Origin of the sequence: Thalassospira sp. (assembly GCF_040218635.1) — a bacterium.
Classification (GTDB): domain Bacteria; phylum Pseudomonadota; class Alphaproteobacteria; order Rhodospirillales; family Thalassospiraceae; genus Thalassospira.
In genome coordinates this window covers 12651-30080 of sequence record NZ_JAVJRB010000009.1, presented here as the reverse complement: position 1 = coordinate 30080, position 17430 = coordinate 12651, and the positions used below count along the sequence as shown (strand labels likewise).

Annotated in this window: 17 protein-coding genes; 6 read left to right on the top strand and 11 right to left on the bottom strand. The window is 53.8% G+C overall.

Translation table 11 applies throughout. From position 1 onward, the window contains the following. Positions 1–130: 130 nt before the first annotated feature. Positions 131–592, bottom strand: a complete 462-nt coding sequence (locus tag RIC05_RS08035; RefSeq protein WP_350040858.1) for an Lrp/AsnC family transcriptional regulator — start codon at positions 590–592, stop codon at positions 131–133. Between the two features lie 365 nt (positions 593–957). Here RIC05_RS08035 and RIC05_RS08030 point away from each other — a divergent pair, with 365 nt between their 5' ends. The 4 genes from RIC05_RS08030 (at position 958) to RIC05_RS08015 (ending at position 4784) form a co-directional block, all read left to right on the top strand. Beyond that, the gene (locus RIC05_RS08030) at positions 958–2010 is read left to right on the top strand and encodes a DMT family transporter (RefSeq protein WP_350046652.1); all 1053 of its coding nucleotides are present in this window, start codon (positions 958–960) and stop codon (positions 2008–2010) included. Beyond that, positions 2003–2944 carry a DMT family transporter gene (locus RIC05_RS08025; protein ID WP_350046651.1) on the top strand — a complete coding sequence of 314 codons (942 nt, stop codon included), beginning with the start codon at positions 2003–2005 and terminating at the stop codon, positions 2942–2944. Before RIC05_RS08030 ends, RIC05_RS08025 begins: the two co-directional genes overlap by 8 nt. Further along, positions 2941–3882: a DMT family transporter gene (locus RIC05_RS08020; RefSeq protein WP_350046650.1), complete on the top strand. Its 942-nt coding sequence runs from the start codon at positions 2941–2943 to the stop codon at positions 3880–3882. Before RIC05_RS08025 ends, RIC05_RS08020 begins: the two co-directional genes overlap by 4 nt. Before the next feature lie 140 nt (positions 3883–4022). After that, positions 4023–4784: an SDR family NAD(P)-dependent oxidoreductase gene (locus tag RIC05_RS08015; RefSeq protein WP_350046649.1), complete on the top strand. Its 762-nt coding sequence runs from the start codon at positions 4023–4025 to the stop codon at positions 4782–4784. Between the two features lie 92 nt (positions 4785–4876). On the opposite strand, the gene RIC05_RS08010 is transcribed toward RIC05_RS08015, so the two are convergent. The 3 genes from RIC05_RS08010 to RIC05_RS08000 are packed head-to-tail and all read right to left on the bottom strand — an operon-like array spanning position 4877 to position 6535. After that, complete coding sequence (locus tag RIC05_RS08010) at positions 4877–5167, bottom strand: 4a-hydroxytetrahydrobiopterin dehydratase (protein ID WP_350046648.1); 291 nt, start codon at positions 5165–5167, stop codon at positions 4877–4879. A 57-nt stretch (positions 5168–5224) separates the two neighbouring features. Then, positions 5225–5872, bottom strand: a complete 648-nt coding sequence (locus tag RIC05_RS08005) for a uracil-DNA glycosylase family protein (protein ID WP_350046647.1) — start codon at positions 5870–5872, stop codon at positions 5225–5227. Between the two features lie 3 nt (positions 5873–5875). Further along, the gene (locus tag RIC05_RS08000; RefSeq protein ID WP_350046646.1) at positions 5876–6535 is read right to left on the bottom strand and encodes a glutathione S-transferase family protein; all 660 of its coding nucleotides are present in this window, start codon (positions 6533–6535) and stop codon (positions 5876–5878) included. Between the two features lie 256 nt (positions 6536–6791). Between RIC05_RS08000 and RIC05_RS07995 the strand changes: the two genes are divergently transcribed. Both RIC05_RS07995 and RIC05_RS07990 read left to right on the top strand, forming a co-directional pair. Then, positions 6792–8192, top strand: a complete 1401-nt coding sequence (locus tag RIC05_RS07995) for a leucyl aminopeptidase family protein (protein ID WP_350046645.1) — start codon at positions 6792–6794, stop codon at positions 8190–8192. 104 nt (positions 8193–8296) lie between these two features. Continuing rightward, on the top strand, positions 8297–8644 hold the full coding sequence (locus RIC05_RS07990; RefSeq protein ID WP_350040869.1) for a MarR family transcriptional regulator: 348 nt from the start codon (positions 8297–8299) through the stop codon (positions 8642–8644). A 309-nt stretch (positions 8645–8953) separates the two neighbouring features. Here the strand turns inward: RIC05_RS07990 and RIC05_RS07985 are convergent, their stop codons facing one another. The 7 genes from RIC05_RS07985 to RIC05_RS07955 form a co-directional block, all read right to left on the bottom strand. After that, a complete protein-coding gene (locus RIC05_RS07985) occupies positions 8954–9625 on the bottom strand; it encodes a LysE family translocator (RefSeq protein ID WP_350040870.1) in 672 nt (223 codons plus the stop codon). 116 nt (positions 9626–9741) lie between these two features. Beyond that, positions 9742–10437 carry a hypothetical protein gene (locus RIC05_RS07980; protein ID WP_350047030.1) on the bottom strand — a complete coding sequence of 232 codons (696 nt, stop codon included), beginning with the start codon at positions 10435–10437 and terminating at the stop codon, positions 9742–9744. Between the two features lie 72 nt (positions 10438–10509). After that, positions 10510–12144, bottom strand: coding sequence for an ABC transporter ATP-binding protein (locus RIC05_RS07975; RefSeq protein ID WP_350046644.1), 1635 nt, complete (start codon positions 12142–12144; stop codon positions 10510–10512). Between the two features lie 9 nt (positions 12145–12153). Further along, the gene (locus RIC05_RS07970; RefSeq protein ID WP_350046643.1) at positions 12154–13185 is read right to left on the bottom strand and encodes an ABC transporter permease; all 1032 of its coding nucleotides are present in this window, start codon (positions 13183–13185) and stop codon (positions 12154–12156) included. A gap of 2 nt (positions 13186–13187) precedes the next feature. Then, a complete protein-coding gene (locus tag RIC05_RS07965; RefSeq protein ID WP_350046642.1) occupies positions 13188–14303 on the bottom strand; it encodes a microcin C ABC transporter permease YejB in 1116 nt (371 codons plus the stop codon). A 3-nt stretch (positions 14304–14306) separates the two neighbouring features. Next, the gene (locus RIC05_RS07960) at positions 14307–16253 is read right to left on the bottom strand and encodes an extracellular solute-binding protein (RefSeq protein ID WP_350046641.1); all 1947 of its coding nucleotides are present in this window, start codon (positions 16251–16253) and stop codon (positions 14307–14309) included. Positions 16254–16500: 247 nt separating this feature from the next. Then, the gene (locus tag RIC05_RS07955; RefSeq protein WP_350046640.1) at positions 16501–17421 is read right to left on the bottom strand and encodes a LysR substrate-binding domain-containing protein; all 921 of its coding nucleotides are present in this window, start codon (positions 17419–17421) and stop codon (positions 16501–16503) included. Between the last annotated feature and the right edge of the window lie 9 nt (positions 17422–17430).

The following is a 17430-nucleotide window of genomic DNA, read 5'->3' as shown; positions in this document are numbered from 1 at the left end:
TTGGGTGCAGATGGTGCGGGAAACACACACCACCCCGTAACTATGTCAGCAGATAATTATGAAATGATGACTGCGAAATCCCTTTGGGTAAAAAAAGCCGGAAATTTTTCCCCGGCGTTCTGAGAAAGACCTAGTCCGTTTCCAGTTGCGCCGGAACAAAGGAGGTTTCCTTTGCTGTTGACAAGGCAATTTCCGGTAAAACTTCGACAACGCCGGGCATTTCCTTGATCGTGTCGGAAACGAAGCTTTCGAGATGGGCGGTATCACGCAAACGCAATTTGATCAGAAAATCAAACCGGCCGGTCATGTGATGGCATTCAAGAACCTCGTCCGCCTTGATCAGTGATTTGACCATCTTTTTGTTGCCCTTGGCCGGATCGGTGCGCAACCACACCATGGCGGTTAGTGCCCGTCCAATCGCCTTTGGATCAACCGCGATGCGATAAGACTGGATAATTCCCTGATCCCGTAATTTTCGGACACGATCATTTACCGCAGAAACCGACAATCCGACTTTGGTTCCCAAAACCGAGTAGGATAGCGATGCGTCTTCCTGCAGGATGTCGATCAATTTACGATCAATAGCATCCATTTAATTTCCCCCTGATGGATTCCCGTCGATAGCCTTGATCTTACACGAAAAACCGCCGTCAGAGAACATTTCACCCGAAAGCGTTCTTTCAGACGGCGAAATTCATCTGACGGTTATCCCGGTTGCTGTGTGTTTTTTGGCTTTCCGCCGCTGTAAAACCACAAAATCGCATGCCCCAGACCACTCCATCGCCCGGGAAGCCTTGCCGATTCGGAGACCCGGGGGTCACTGATTGCGACAAGACAGTCGCGTCAATTTGTCATACGGTATTGAAAGATATATAGTTTCAATATCAAGATTATCCCTGCCAGCTGATTGCCAGCCGATTATTCTCGCGTTTTACCCCTTTTAGGGTTCTGCCCCTGATGCAGCCTTCGCCCCCGACTGAACATAATGCCCTGCGTGGTACGCTTCTGATGATTGGGTCGGCCTTTTGCATGGCCGCCATGGCGGTGCTGATCCGCTATATCACCCATGACGTTCATCCGTTTGAAGTCGCCTTTTTTAGAAACCTGTTCGGTTTGATCCCGATGCTGCCATGGATATTGACCCATGGGCGTACCGGATTAAAAACTGATCGGTTCAAGCTTCATTTCATGCGTGCAGCCCTTGGTCTTGGCGCGATGCTGTGCCTGTTTACCGCCCTTTCCATCAGCCCGGCGGCACAGGTGATTGCGATCAACTTTACCCTGCCGATCCTGACCACGGTACTGGCCGCCCTTATTGTGCGCGAAACCGTACGGGCGCGTCGCTGGAGTGCGATTGCCATCGGTTTTGTCGGGGCGATGATCATTATCCGCCCGTTTGGGCAGTCGCTTGAAACCGGGATGGTTCTTGCGCTGGTGGCGACCCTGTTTATGGCGGCGGCCATGACGACGGTTAAAATGCTGTCGCGGACCGAAAGTGCCAATGCCATTGTCACATGGATGGGGCTTATCATGGCACCACTTTCCTTGATCCCGGCCCTTATGTATTGGCAAATGCCGACCCTGTGGCAATTTGCCGTCTTGCTTTTGCTTGGTGCCTTCGCCACCGCCGGACAGCAACTTTTGGTGCGGGCATACCGTGCGGCGGATCAGTCCTATGTGATGATTTTCGATTTTCTGCGCCTGCCGTTTGTGGCGGCAATGGCCTTTGTGATGTTTGGCGAAGTGGTCGATATCTGGACATGGGCCGGGGCGGCATTGATCATTGGATCGGCACTTTACATCGCACGGCGCGAGGCGGTTCTGGCCAAGCAGGCCCGGATTGAGCCCCGCCTGCCGACATCTGCCCCCGCCGATGCACAGGCCATCCCGGTCACAAAGATTGACCGCCCGGTTTTAACCAAAACCCCCGATACGCCCGACACCGCCGATAGAACCGATACAACCGACACAACTGCGACCCACGCACCGGAAAGGAAACCCGATGCGTGAGAAGTTCAATGCGCTGCCGCCTTATTTGCAGGCAACTGTTTTCGGCCTGATGGCGTCGATCAGTGCGGCGATCTTTTCGGTGTTCGTGCGCTTGGCGACCGAGCATATTGATCCGTTGCAGGCGGTGTTTTTCCGTAATTTATTCGGGCTTATCCTGATTGCGCCACTGGCGTTTCGCAGCGGGATTGCACCGCTTAAAACCAAACGCCTGCCGATGTTTTTATTGCGCGCGGTTCTGTCGATGGGGGCGATGAGTTTCTGGTTTTCAGCCCTTGCCTATTTGCCGCTTGCCGAAGCCACCACGCTGAACTTTACCGTCCCGTTGTTCGGGACCGTTCTGGCGGCCATTTTTCTCGGTGAAAAGGTGCGCCAATATCGGGTTGCCGCATTGCTTGTCGGGTTTGGCGGGGTGTTAATCATTATCCGTCCGGGGGCGGAAACCATGCAAATGGCAAGCTTGCTTCCGATTGCAGCAGCCGTGTGCATGGCCAGTGCGGGGCTTACCATCAAGTCACTGTCGCGCACCGAAAATCCGACAACCATCATTTTGTATATGATGGCGTTGACCACGCCGCTGACGCTGATCCCGGCCCTTTTTGTCTGGGAAACGCCGAGTGTCGATGCGTTGCTTTTAATGGCGGCGGGGGCGTTCATGGCCAATATCACCCAGCTTTGTAACACCAATGCATTCCGGGTTTACGATTATGGTTTTGTCATCGGGTTCAACTATTTACGCCTGCCATTCGTTTTGATCATTGCCTTGGTGATGTTTGGCGAAGTGCCCGAAATCTGGCTTCTGCCCGGGGCGGGATTGATTATTGGATCCGCCCTTTTCATTGCGCGGCGAGAAGCCAAACTTGCCAAGGAAGCCAACCGCATCAAACGCGGTCCGTCGGCGGCGACCACCGATATTGAACCGCCGTCAAAACCATGAAGGCATGGTTTGATCGCCAACCCAATACGGTAAAAGCCAGCTTTTATGCCCTGTCCGCAGCCATTCTGGCCGCGTGTTTTACGCTCACCATTCGATATGCCACAGCCGAAATTCATCCCTATCAGGCGGTGTTTTTACGGTTTGCCTTTGGCTTGATCCTTATCGCACCGTTTGTGGTAGGGCGCGGGATCGGGACGCTTAGAACCACCCGCCTGCCATTGCTTGGCCTGCGCGGTGTTTTATCGGCGGCAGAGATGTGTTTGTGGTTTATGGCAGTGCTGTATTTGCCGCTGGCCGAGGCAACGACGCTTAACTTCACCGTGCCGTTATTTGGCACCATTCTGGCCGCCGTTATTTTGCGCGAAACAGTGCGTATTCACCGATGGCTTGCAGTTCTGATCGGGTTTATTGGTGTTGGTCTGATCATTCAGCCCGGAACAGCGGCGATGCAGCCCGCCAGCCTGTTGCCGATTGCCGCCGCCATGTGCATGGCCTGTGCCGGTATGATCACGAAGCAACTTGTCCGTTCTGAAAACACCACGTCGCTTTTGTTTTACCTGATGATCATTACCACCCCGGTATCGTTGATCCCGGCCCTGTTTGTCTGGCAAACGCCAAGCTTGGGCGCGCTTGGTCTGATGGCGGTTGCCGCACTTATGATGAATGTCATGCAGATCTGTAACATCAAAGCTCTGCAACTGGCCGATTACAGTTTCTTTGTCGGGTTTTCCTATTTGCGCCTGCCGATCATTGCCATTTTGGCCCTGATCGCATTTGGCGAAGTGCCCGACATCTGGATATTGCCGGGCGGGGCGATGATCATTGGCGCTGCGATCTATGTCGCGCTGCGCGAGCGGAAGCTTGCATCCGCCATTGCCGATATCCCGGCACAAGACCCGCAAGCCGCCATGGTTGCGGATGATAAAAAGTCTTCCTGATTTTGCGCGATAGCTCCCCTGCGGTCCCCTGAAAATGTCGTGGTTCGATGCGGGAAGGATTGGGGTTGCCCGATAAAGATATAATTTGGTATATAAATACCAATTAATCACGTTTTCGCCGAAAAGGGAGGCTTCACGCCATGCAGATCAAGGGTTCGATTGCCATTGTTACCGGGGCCGCATCCGGTCTTGGAGCCGCCACGGCAGAAGTTTTGGCCCATGCGGGTGCGAAAATTGCGGCCTTTGATCTGAATGAAGACGGGGCGAAAGCAACGGCGGAAAAACTCGGCGGTGTCGGGTTTGGTGTTGATGTTTCAAATGCTGCCAGTGTTGAAGGCGCGATTGCCGAGGTTGTTAAAACCGTCGGCAGTCCGACAATCCTGGTCAATTGTGCCGGTATCTTGCAGGGCGAACGCATTGTCGGGCGCGAAGGCCCGGCCGATCTTGAGGCCTTTGCCCGCGTGATCAATGTCAATCTGATCGGCACATTCAACATGATGCGGGTCGCCGCCACCGCCATGAGCAAGAATGACCCGAATGCCAGTGGCGAACGCGGGGTAATTATCAACACCGCATCGATTGCTGCCTTTGAAGGGCAGATCGGACAGGCGGCCTATGCCGCATCCAAGGGCGGGGTGGCGTCGATGACGCTTCCGGCTGCACGCGAACTGGCCCGCCACGGCATTCGGGTTGCATCCATTGCGCCGGGCATGTTTGGCACCCCGATGGTCACCGCCCTTCCCGATGACATGCAGGAAGCCTTGGCAGCAAACATCCCGTTCCCCAAACGTCTGGGTGATCCGGCGGAATATGGCCGGTTGGCGATGCATATCTGTGAAAATGAAATGATCAATGGCGAGACCATCCGGATCGATGGCGCGGTTCGGCTGGAACCGAAATAGTCCCACCTTTCGACCAGCATAATAACCGCTGCCACGAATGACGCCCTGCCAATCCCACATTGGCAGGGCGTTTTTATGAGGCTCAGGACCGCTTAATTGGCAACGACCGTTTCGCAATAGGTTGCAAGGTCGATATCCTTTTGCGTCACGCCACCGGCATCATGGGTGGTAAGCGTCACGCCGACCTTGTTGTAAACATTGAACCATTCGGGATGGTGATCCATTTTTTCCGCCTTCATGGCGATGCGGGTCATAAACCCGAATGCGGAATTGAAATCGCCAAACATATAGACCTGCCCGATCGATTTACCATCTTCGGCAAGTTCCCAATTGGGAAGGTTTTTAAGCGCGTTTAGGATTGCGGTTTTTTCAAGTTTGCTCATGTTTGCCTCCTGTTTTTTTAGCTTAGGGGTCGTCCATATTGGACCACAAAACGCCCCCTAACCCAACAGGCGATGCACCCGGTCGCGCAGGACCGGCAAAAGGTCGGTTTCAAACCACGGGTTCTTTTTCAGCCAGCCGGTGCTGCGCCAGCTTGGATGGGGCATGGGCAACAGGTTATCGGGCAGGAAATCGGCAAATTGATGGACGGTTTGGGTCATGGTTTTGGCCCGGCGCGCACCAAGATAGCGGTGTTGCGCGTATTGCCCGATCAAAAGGGTCAGCCCGATATCGGGCAAATGACCAAGCAAGGCATCATGCCATGCGTCAGCGCATTCCGGGCGGGGTGGTAAATCACCGCCACCTTCCATCCGGCCGGGATAACAAAAGCCCATCGGCATGATTGCCAGTTTGGCCGGATCGTAAAAATCATCCACCGACAGATCAAGCCAGTCGCGCAGCCGATCCCCCGATGCGTCATTCCACGGAAGGCCGGTTTCATGGACCCGCGTTCCCGGTGCTTGTCCGATGACCAGAATACGGGCAGATTTCGCCATGCGGACAACAGGGCGCGGACCCAGCGGCAGGCTCTTTTCACAAATCGTGCAGGACCGGACCTTGGTTAAAAGGGCATCAAGGTCCGGATCGCCACCGGGCGGGTCAATTTCAGGAAGATTTCCGGCCGGGCCGGGGGTAAGGCCGGGCATGGGTTATTTCACCTCGGAATCTTCAATCACCCATTCTTCAGCTGCGGCGTCAGCATACCATGCCTTCATATCGGGAAGATCAAGGATGGTTTCCATATAGGCATTGCCGACCGGATCAAGGGTGACGCCATATGTTTTGAACCGGGTGACGACGGGGGCATACATCGCATCGGCAATCGAAAAATGCCCAAACAGGAAGTCACCCCCCTGCCCGTATTGAGTGCGGCAGGTTTTAAAAATCTCGCCAATGCGGGCGATGTCTTTATCGACCCCCGGGCCACGGCCAAGTCCGGGCAAAGATTTGCGGCAATTCATCGGCATATGATTGCGCAAGGGTCCAAAGCCGCCATGCATTTCAAGCGAGACGGCGCGCGCAATTGCGCGCACATCGATATCAAGCGGCCACAGCAGGGTATCGGGTTGGCTATCGGCGATATATTCAAGGATTGCCAAGGCTTCCCAGATGGTTTTCTTGCCATCGAAAAAGGCCGGGACCTTGGCCGTCGGGGAAAAGACCGGGGCCTTGGCCGCAAACGCGTCACTGCGCAACGCAATGAGCTTTTCATCGAAATCAACACCGGTGACTTTCAACCCCAGCCAGGCGCGGAGCGACCAGGACGAATAGTTTTTATTGCCGATATAAAGAACGGGGCGCGTTTCCATGGGGGGACCTTTGATAAGCAGTTGCGTTCATGCCCACTATAGGTTCAAGGGCGGCAACATCAAAATTGCTTTATCGTTCGGGCTTTGAAATCTTGTCTTGATCGGGGTTTTCTTTTCGGCAATTGCTCTTGGCAATGGGCCGCCGTAAGATCAGCGACAAGATCATCTGCCCGGCCATGATCGCACCAGCGCATTCTGGCCTGACAGGCAGCCGCCCACCGTTAAAATCCCCACGTCACCAGCAGGGAATGCGAAATTGTTCGACCACATTATCAAACGCGATCATGCCACCAACCCGATCACCATCACCCCGATTGCCGAAAGCGGGTTTGAAAGCTGGCTTGCCGATCAGTCCGGCCCGACCAAGGCATGGATTGCGGCAAACGGGTATGAGGCAAAGCGCGGAACGCAGCTTATCCTTCCGGGAACGGATGGTGCGCTTGGATCGGTTTTGATCGGTTATGTCGATGACGCCAAAGCACTTTGGGATTTTGCCGGTTTACCGGCGAGCCTTCCGGAAGGGACATATGGTTTTGTCGGGGACATTGCCGATGATGCAGTCCTTTATGAAAAGGTCGCCCTTGGTTTGTATCTTGGCGGCTATCGGTTTGATCGCTATCGCAAGGATGATGGCAAAAAAGCCACGCGGGCCAAGTTTGCCCTGCAGGATATTGATGCGGTCCGGCGGGCAGAGAATGTTGCGAAGGGAATCGGGCTTGCCCGTGATCTGGTCAATATTCCGGCCAATGATATGGGGCCGGCCGAACTTGAAGACGCCGCGCGCAAGCTTGGCACCGAATTTGGCGCCAAAGTATCCTCGATCATTGGCGATGATCTTTTGAAACAGAACTTCCCGGCGATTTACACGGTGGGTCACGGAAGCGATCGTGAGCCGCGCCTGATTGATATGGTTTGGGGCAAGGACGACGCCCCGAAAATCACGCTGGTCGGCAAGGGTGTTTGTTTTGATACCGGCGGCTATGACCTTAAACCGTCAAGCAACATGCTTTTGATGAAAAAGGATATGGGTGGATCAGCTCAGGTTCTTGGCCTTGCGCGGATGATTATGGCCGCCAACCTTCCGGTGCGGTTGCGCGTTCTGATCCCGGCTGTGGAAAACATGGTATCGGGTCGGGCCTATCGCCCGAGCGATATTCTTCAGACCCGCAAGGGGATCACGGTTGAAGTTGGCAATACCGATGCCGAAGGACGGCTTGTTCTGTCTGATGCCCTGACCGAGGCCGCATCGGAAGACCCGGAAATGATTCTGGATTTTGCCACCCTGACCGGGGCGGCACGCGTTGCGCTTGGCCTTGGATTGCCAGCCCTGTTTTCCAATGATGATGATCTTGCCAATGGCCTGATGGAAAATGGATTGGCGCTCAATGACCCGATGTGGCGTTTGCCGCTTTGGGATGAGTATCGCCCGATGCTTGAGAGCAAGGCTGCGGACATGAACAACATTTCCGGTAGCCCGTATGGCGGTGCGATTATTGCCGCCTTGTTCCTGGATCGTTTCGCAGAAGGTGCAAAAAGCTGGGCCCATATTGATTTGATGGCCTGGAACCCGACCGATCGCCCCGGTCGTCCGACCGGCGGGGAAGCACAGGGAATCCGGGCGGCCTTCAAGCTGATCGAGGATCGTTTCGGTAAGTGAACGAAACCGTAACGTGAATATTATCCAATAAGACCTTTGACATATGCGCAGGGGTCAGGTAGACAGATTACGTATTCGTAACAAATTAATTGTTGGGCACAAGCATGTCGATCGAGATCAAACCGTCTCAGGCGCTCGACCTTTGGCGTATCGCGATTGTTGAAAGTGTGCGTCGGGATTCTCCCGATCTTTCGGCCCGGCAAATGGCCTTGTTGCTAAACGTTTACCTGACCCCGGCCCCGCATACGGTGCGCGGCCTGTCAGAGGCGCTTAACATCTCCAAACCGGCAATTACCCGTGCGCTGGATCGCCTGAGTTCGCTTGGCATGGTCAAACGCAAGGTGGATGAAGACGACCGTCGTTCGGTCCTGATTCAAAGGACCGTCAAAGGGTCGGTGTTCTTGCGTGAATTTGGCGATATTATCGTTGCCGCCGGTCTGAAGACCGCGTAGTTCGAGCTGAAATGCGCCGGATGCAGCCCGGGGTTTTCTACTCATCCGCCCGAATGAAACGCCCTTTTTTCAGAAAAGCTGTGAAAAGGAGCGATTTAGGGCAGCAAAGCTTTCCTTTCTTAAATTTCAAAGATCTTATATGGCAAAATATCGCTATATACAGACCAGTTGGTATGTAAGCGACCCCAATTAACCGCCCTACCAACCCGGGTATTTTTGTTTATTTTCAAGTGATTAAACGAAAACGGCCAAAGGGATATCTCCTTTGACCGTCTAAATCGGTGCTCTGCGCGAAAAACAGGCTTTGGGCTAGTAGCGGGTGCCCGCAACGCTTTCGGGCATCTCAATCAGCGATAAAAGCCCCGCAGCGACGATCAAAACCCCGCCAGATACCCGTGCAATCATGTTATCGCCGCCGCGCCTGACCAGCCAGGGCATGATCCGGGCGGCCCCCATCGCGTAAATCATTACGAATGTGTAATCAAGCACCACAAAGGTCGCACCAAGTATCAGCAACTGGGGTGCCAGCGGTGCAGTCGGATCGACGAATTGCGGGAACAGCGCCCCAAAGAAGGCGATTGCTTTCGGGTTACCGGCCGCAACCAGGAAACCTTCGCGGAACAGTTTGCGGCGGCTGGCGATTTCATAGCCGGTCGATTTTTTCGTTTCGATTCCGGTTTTATCCTTGATCGCCTTTGATTTTCGGAAAAACGACATCAAACCGATGACCAGCAGAAAGGCAACGCCGCACCATTTGACCACTGCAAAGGCTTCGGCCGAGGTTGCCAAAAGAGCGCCCAGACCGACCGCGGCGATCACCATCTGGATCATGTTTGCGGTGACATCGCCCAAGGCGGTCATCAATGTCGGACGCGCACCATAGCGCAGCGCATGCGACATGCCGATCAAAACGCTGGGGCCCGGGGTAAGCACCAACAGGAAGACGAGGAAACTAAAACTCAGCCAGATTTCGAACGACATGGGGCTTCTCCGGTACGTTGATCTGACCGGGATATCACACGCCCGCAATTGCACAAGTGCGTCTTGTGCAAGGCGCTATGCATGCATCTCAGTTCACGGGAAAGGGATTTTTCAGATCAGCGGTTTTCGGCGTCGCCCGGCCAGCGATCATAGAATTTACGCACCTGTACCGAGCGGATGGTATCGGGTGGCAAGAAGGTTTCGGCCGTGTTTAAAAGCTTGTTCTGAAGGGCTGCGAAATAGCGATTGGAAACCGGGGCAAATGGTGTGAAGGGCGGTTCCTTGACAAGCACCTCGCCGCTTTCTTCGGCTTTTTCTGCTGCCTCGGCCTCGGCGGCCAGTTCTTCTTCGGTTTTGGCAGGGGGCGGCGGCAATAAGGGCGGGCCATCATAGCGGAAGGACCGTTTGCCCGGTTCGCGGTTTTCAAACCGCTGCTGGGTATCGCGATACATCAGCCGTTGCAGATCAACCAGAAAGGCATTGATAATTTTTGGCAAGACTTGCTCGATCGTAGCAACCGACTGCTTGTTTTCGGCTTCCAGCCAGATATTGACCACGATTTGGCGGATGGTTCCCGATTTGGGCAGAACGACCGTCAAGGATACCGAATCAGGCACAATCACCGTGTCGGGAATTTCCGGGACAGCGGTTGCATCGGCCTTTTTAGGCTTTTCCGTTTCTTCGGATTTGGTATTGGCATTAGCAGAAACAGGCAGTGTCGCGACCATAAAGAATGCAAGTGCCATGGCAACGAACATCCGCATGGACACTGATCGGTTATCGGTTGATATTTTGGCGACGCGCGACAGCATACTCACCTTACTACCTTGTTATTCCAATACTTCTTATCTTGTTGTAGCAGAAGTTCCAGCCAAGTTCCCCCATTAGTTGCTGACAAAATCTGTCCCTGCCGCCTTCAGATCAAGGGCCGCAGCCAAAAGGGCCTTGGTATAGGGTTGCTGCGGGTTATCAAAGATATCCGCAGCCGCACCGCTTTCGACCAGTTTCCCGCCCTGCATCACCATCACCCGGTGCGATACCGCACGAACAACACGCAAATCGTGACTGATAAACAGATAGGCCATCTTATGACGGGCCTGTAAATCCCGGAGCAATTCGACAATCTGGGCCTGAACCGACATATCAAGTGCTGATGTTGGTTCATCCAGTACGATGAAACGTGGCTTTAGGACCAATGCGCGGGCAATTGAAATACGCTGACGCTGGCCACCGGAAAATTCATGGGGATAGCGGTCCATGGCATTTTGCGGCAAATCGACTTCGTGAAGCGCCTCGGCAATGCGGGCTTCGCGTTGTTCCACCGTTAAATCCGGTTCGTGAATTTCAAGTCCTTCGCCGACGATCTGGGCAATCGACATGCGCGGGCTGAGCGATCCAAACGGGTCCTGAAACACCACCTGCATGTCCCGGCGCAATTTGCGCAAATCGGCCCCGGCATATTTACGGATATCCTGCCCATCAAATGTGATGTCGCCGTCTGATTTCAACAGGCGCAGGATCGCCATGGCAAGGGTTGTCTTGCCCGATCCGCTTTCCCCGACAATGCCAAGGGTTTCGCCCTGTTTCAAGGATAGCGAAATACGATCAACCGCATCAATGTAGCGTTCCGGGCGACCAAGAAGACCTTTGCGGCCAATCGGGAAACGCACCTGAATGTTGCTGGTTTCAAGAAGCTCGGCAGCGTTTTCGGGCAAGTCCGGCGCATTGCCGGTTGGCACAGCCGAAAGCAGTTTTTTGGTATAGGCGTGTTTGGGATTTTCAAACAGGCCATGCCCGACCCCGCGTTCGACAATCTCACCATCCTTCATCACGCACACACTTTTGGCCATTTTCTGCACAATCTGCAGATCATGGGTAATCAGCAAAAGCGCCATGCCAAGCTTGTTTTGCAAATCTTGCAGCAATTCAAGAATCTGCGCCTGAATGGTGACATCAAGGGCCGTGGTCGGTTCATCGGCAATCAGCAATTCCGGTTCGTTGGCAAGCGCCATGGCAATCATCACGCGCTGACGCTGCCCACCGGATAGTTCATGCGGCAAGGCTTTAAGCCGCGATGCCGGATCGGGAATGCCGACCAGATCAAGCAATTCCAGAATGCGTTCGCGGGCCTTACCCGCCCGCAACCCTTTGTGCAGCAACAATACTTCGCCAATCTGCTTTTCAATATTATGCAGCGGATTAAGCGATGTCATCGGTTCCTGAAAAATCATGGAAATGCGGTTGCCGCGAATTTTGCGCAATGTGCGTTCATCCGCCCCGACCATTTCCTGACCATCAAAAATGATGGAGCCGGTCGGATGGGTTGCCCGCGGATAGGGTAGCAATTGCAAAAGCGAAAGAGCGGTTACCGATTTACCCGATCCACTTTCACCGACCAGCGCCATGGTTTCCCCGCGCGCCATGGCAAAGGATACCCCCTTGACCGCGGGCACACCGGCAAAGGACACAGCAAGGTTGCTGACATTCAGAAGCGGCTGTTTTTCAGTGTGTTGTGTCATGACCGTTTCCTAAAATGTCTTACGCGGATCAAACGCATCGCGCACCGCCTCGCCAATAAAGATCAGAAGGCTGAGCATGACGGCAATCGCAAAGAACGCGGTCAGGCCAAGCCAGGGTGCCTGCAGGTTGTTTTTCCCCTGAGAAAGCAATTCACCCAAGGATGGTGATCCCGGTGGCATGCCCAAGGAGAGAAAATCAAGCGAGGTCAAAGCAACGATTGATCCGTTCAGAACGAATGGCAGGAAGGTGATGGTCGCAACCATCGCATTGGGCAAAACATGGCGATACATGATGCGGTAATCGGTCATGCCAAGGGCGCGGGCCGCCCGGACATATTCGAAATTACGTGCGCGCAGGAATTCGGCACGCACCAGCCCGGTCAAACTCATCCAGCTAAACAGCACCAGAATGAATAAAAGCGTCCAGAAGCCCGGCGCAAACAGGCTGGCGAGAATGATCAGAATGAAAAGCTGTGGCAACCCGCCCCAGATTTCAATCACGCGCTGGAAGCTTAGATCGACCCAGCCCCCGAAATAGCCCTGCACCGCACCGGCAGCAATCCCGATCACGGAACTCAGCGCGGTTAGAGCCAAGCCAAACAGGATCGATATGCGGAAACCATAGATCAGGCGCGCCATCACATCGCGGCCCAATTCATCCGTGCCCAGCAAATGGCCCATCGAGGGGGGCGATGGCTGGGGCGCGCGCATTTCGAAATCAATCGTTTCATAGGAGAACGGAATGATCGGCCAGATGGCAAATCCGTTTTCGTCGATCTTGCCCTGAATATAGGGATCATAGAAATCCGTCTCGACGTCGAAATCCCCGCCATAGGTGGTTTCCGGATGATCAGAGAAGATCGGCATGTACCAATTGTCGGCATATTTAACAAAAATCGGTTTGTCATTGGCGACCAGTTCGGCAAACAGGCAAATGACAAACAGAACGGTAAAGATCACAAGTGACCATGAACCGCGTTTGTTGGCCTTAAAGTTGGCAAACCGCCGTTTGTTGAGCGGGGAAAGGGTCATTATTGCCATGATCAACTCTCCCGCGCGTCAAAGTTGATTCGGGGATCAACGAAATGATAACTCAGGTCACTGATCAGATTTAAGACCAGTCCGAACAGCGTAAAGAAATAAAGGGTGGCAAACATCACCGGATAATCGCGCGTCATCACCGCGTTAAAGCCAAGCAGGCCAAGCCCGTCGAGTGAGAAAATCACTTCGATCAGAACCGATCCGGTAAACAGCAAACCGACCAAGGCACTCGGGAAACCGGCAATCACCAGCAACATGGCATTGCGAAACACATGTCCGTATAAAACGCGCTTTTCGGTCAGACCCTTGGCCCGTGCGGTGACAACATACTGTTTGTTGATTTCATCCAGGAACGAGTTTTTCGTCAACATCGTCAGGGTGGTAAAACCACCGATGGTCAGGGCAATAATCGGCAAGGTCAGGTGCCAGAAGTAATCGCCGATTTTACCCAGAAGCGATAATTCATCATAGTTTGACGAGGTTAAACCGCGTAGCGGGAACAAGTCAAAATAGGTCCCCCCGGCAAAGACGACAATCAGCATCACAGCAAACAAAAAGCCCGGAATGGCATAGCCGACAATGATGGCCGCCGAGGTCCAGATATCGAAGTTCGATCCGTCGCGCACCGCCTTGGCGACCCCAAGCGGGACCGAGATGATATAAATGATCAAAGTTGACCAAAGCCCGAGCGAGATCGAAACCGGCATCTTATCAAGGACAATTTCGACGACATCGCGGTCTTGAAAATAACTCTGCCCGAAATCAAAGGTCAGATAGTTTTTCATCATCATCCAGAACCGTTCATGGGCAGGTTTATCAAACCCGAACTGCTTTTCGAGCTGGCTGATGATTTCAGGATCAAGGCCCTGTGCGCCGCGATAGGTTGAAGTCGATGAGAAGTTATTGCCCGATGCCCCACCAGAACCGCCACCGCCGCCACTGTCAGGGCCCTGATTGGTGATTCGGGCAGTTGATGAAACATCCGTTCCCTGCAATTGCGCAATGACCTGTTCAACCGGACCACCCGGGGCAAACTGGATGATCACGAAATTCAACACCATGATGCCAAACAGGGTGACCGGGATCAGAAGCAAGCGCCGAAGAATATAATTCAGCATGGCCTAGTTCCCCCCCATCTTCAGTTTTGCCGATTTGTCCGGATCAATCCACCAACGCATGATCGACATCCCCTTAAGCGGAACAGTGTCCGGTCGGCCAAAAATATTCCACCACACCATGCGATCCCCGCCCAGATACCATTGCGGGATGACATAATCGCCCCACAACAACACACGGTCCATCGCACGGGTGGCACTTACCAGTTCGCCCCAGCTATCCGCACTCGCGACATTTTCGATCATGGCATCAACCACCGGATCCTTGATCCCGGCAAAGTTACGGCTGCCTGGCTGATCGGCGGCTTCTGAACTCCAGAAAATGCGTTGTTCATTCCCCGGTGTCAGGGCCTGGGTCCACCAATGGGTGGTGACTTCGAAATCAAAGGCCTGAATACGGTTAACCCATTGGCCGGTATCAATCAGGCGGATATCCATTTCGACACCCAACTGTTTGAGCCGCGATTTGACCACAAGGGCGATTTTTTCCAGACCGGGCTGGCGAATGATCAGTTCAAACCGGAAGGGTTGGCCGGTTTCCTTATTGACCAGAACCTTGTCGCGCACTTCCCATCCTGCTTCGTTCAGAAGCGTCATGGATTCACGCAAGGCTTCGCGCCGCCCGTTGGGCGCGTCAAAGTTCGGCAATTTATAAGGTTGGGTAAACAGTTCCGGCGGCAATTGATCACGGTATGGTTCAAGCAACGCCAATTCATCGCCCGTCGGGATGCCAGATGAAGCCAATTCCGAATTGGCAAAGAAACTGTCGGTGCGTTTATAGGCGCCATAGAACATCGCACGGTTCAGCCATTGGAAATCCAGACCATATTGCAGCGCACGGCGCACCCGACGATCCGCAAACAGTGGATTACGCGCATTCAAGACATAGGCCTGCATGCCGGTTGGCAGATTATCGGGCATGAATTCCTTTTGAATGTCACCGCGTTCAACCGCAGGCGTATTGTAGGCAGTATTCCAGTCCCGCGATGAATGTTCCGAGCGGATCATATATTCGCCACCCAGAAATGCCTGACGTTGTACTTCGGGATCAAGATAGGTGTCATAGCGGATCATATTGAAATTGTTCTGACCACGATTAACCGGAAAATCGGCCGCCCAGTAATCCTTGACCCGTTCATAGGAAATCCGGCGGCCTGCTTCGATGCTGGCGACTTTATAGGCGCCGCTGCCGACCGGAATTTCAAAGGTGGTTTTCGAGAAGTCTTTTCCTTCCCAGAACTTGCGCGGCATGACCGAAATGCCTGCGGCGGTCATGGGGGTTTCGCGGTTATTGCCGGGCTTGAAGGTGAATTTCACGGTGAGATCATCAAGCGCCTCGGCCCCTTCGATCTGGGAGAAATATTGCCGGTAGACCGGGCTTCCTTTTTCGACAAGCACTTCATAGGAAAACACCACATCATCGGCAGTGATTTCTGATCCGTCCTGAAAACGTGCGCGTGGATCCAGATGGAAGATGGCAAAGGACCGGTCATTGGGAACTTCGATGCTGTGCGCGATCAAACCATACATCGCATAGGGTTCATCGGCACTGGGCACCATCAGGCTGTCATAGATCAGGCCAAGGCCTGCCGCTGCTGTTCCCTTAAGGGTGAAGGGATTAAGCGTATCAAACGCAACGATAGACGATTGCACCAATGTCCCACCCTTGGGCGCATCGGGATTCACATAGTCAAAATGATGGAAATTCGGGCCATATTTCAGGTCGCCATACAGCGAAATGCCGTGCGATTTGGTCGTGATCGGGTCCAGTTCCAGCTCGTCCACCGACACGGTCGGGGCCGGGGTGATGGTTGGTTTATCGGCCCCTTGCGCATGGGCCGTTGGCATCGGGGCAATCATCCCGACCCCTGCCATGATCAGCATGGCCGAGGCCAAACATCTGGTTGCCCAAAACCGTTTCACGTCTCGCTTACCAAAAGGCTTTGCGATCATTGAACCCTGCCCGGACGGCAGTTTCGAAACTGCGTTCGCGATCATCTGACTAATTGTCTTTCCCCTGATATGCGTCGGCATGTCCGTTTGGTCGCGGATATGCCATATCCAACCCGGACATTGTTTGCATCATCACCATCATCGTGCGTCATTCCAGACGTAACGTTAAGCAGCACGTTAAGCAACGCGACCATAATGGCGAGTTAAATGGTTCAATTTCAAGGCATCATCTTGTGATTTGATCTTTTTACGTAGGTGCAGGCCCGGTTAGTTTACGACGTTCGGTTTCAATTTTGATTTCCCCCATCAGCCAGTTGCGAAAAGCGCGCACTTTGCGGCGTTCCAACCGGCCTTTTGGATAGCACAGCGAATAGGCATAGGGGCTGTCGACGGGCAAATCGAACGGCACGGTCAAACGGTTGCTGACGACATATTCGCCAATCATCGCCGGATCGGAAATCACCACGCCAAATCCGCTTGCCGCAGCCTCCATCGCCATATCAAGGGTGGCAAAGACCGGTCCGCGCTTCCCATCGACGCCCTTGATCCCGGTACCGTCAAGCCAGATGCGCCAGTCTTCACGTTGGGCCGAACAATGCAAAAGCGTCACACCGGCCAAATCTTCGGGGGTTTTAAGCTTTTTCGCCAGATCCGGATGACAGACCGGCAAAAGCCGTTCGCCGGTCAGGAATTCATGGACCAGTTGTTCTTCCTGGGTGTCAGCAAAGCGAATGGCAATGTCGATTTCGTTGAAATCAACCGCAGCCGAATCATCATTATATGTGCCAAGCTGCACCTGAAGATCGGGATATTCCATCTGAAACCGGCCCAGACGCGGCACGATCCAGCGCATGGAAAAGGTCAATGGTGCCGATACGGACAATTGCGTGTCATCTGCGCGGTCTTCGACCTTGGCCACCGCATTTTCAATCGCATCAAAAGCCGGGGTCAGCGACACCAGAAGGTTGCGCCCGGCACGGGTCAGAACAAGGCTTCTGTGCCGCCGTTCAAAAAGCTTTCGCCCCAGAACGTCTTCAAGGTGCTGCACCTGTCGACTTACCGCGCCTTGGGTCACGTTAAGCTCATGTGACGCTTTGGTGAAACTTTCAAGTCGACCGGCAACTTCAAAGGCACGAAGCGCGTTTAAGGGCAATGGACGGCGTTTCATCGGATTTGC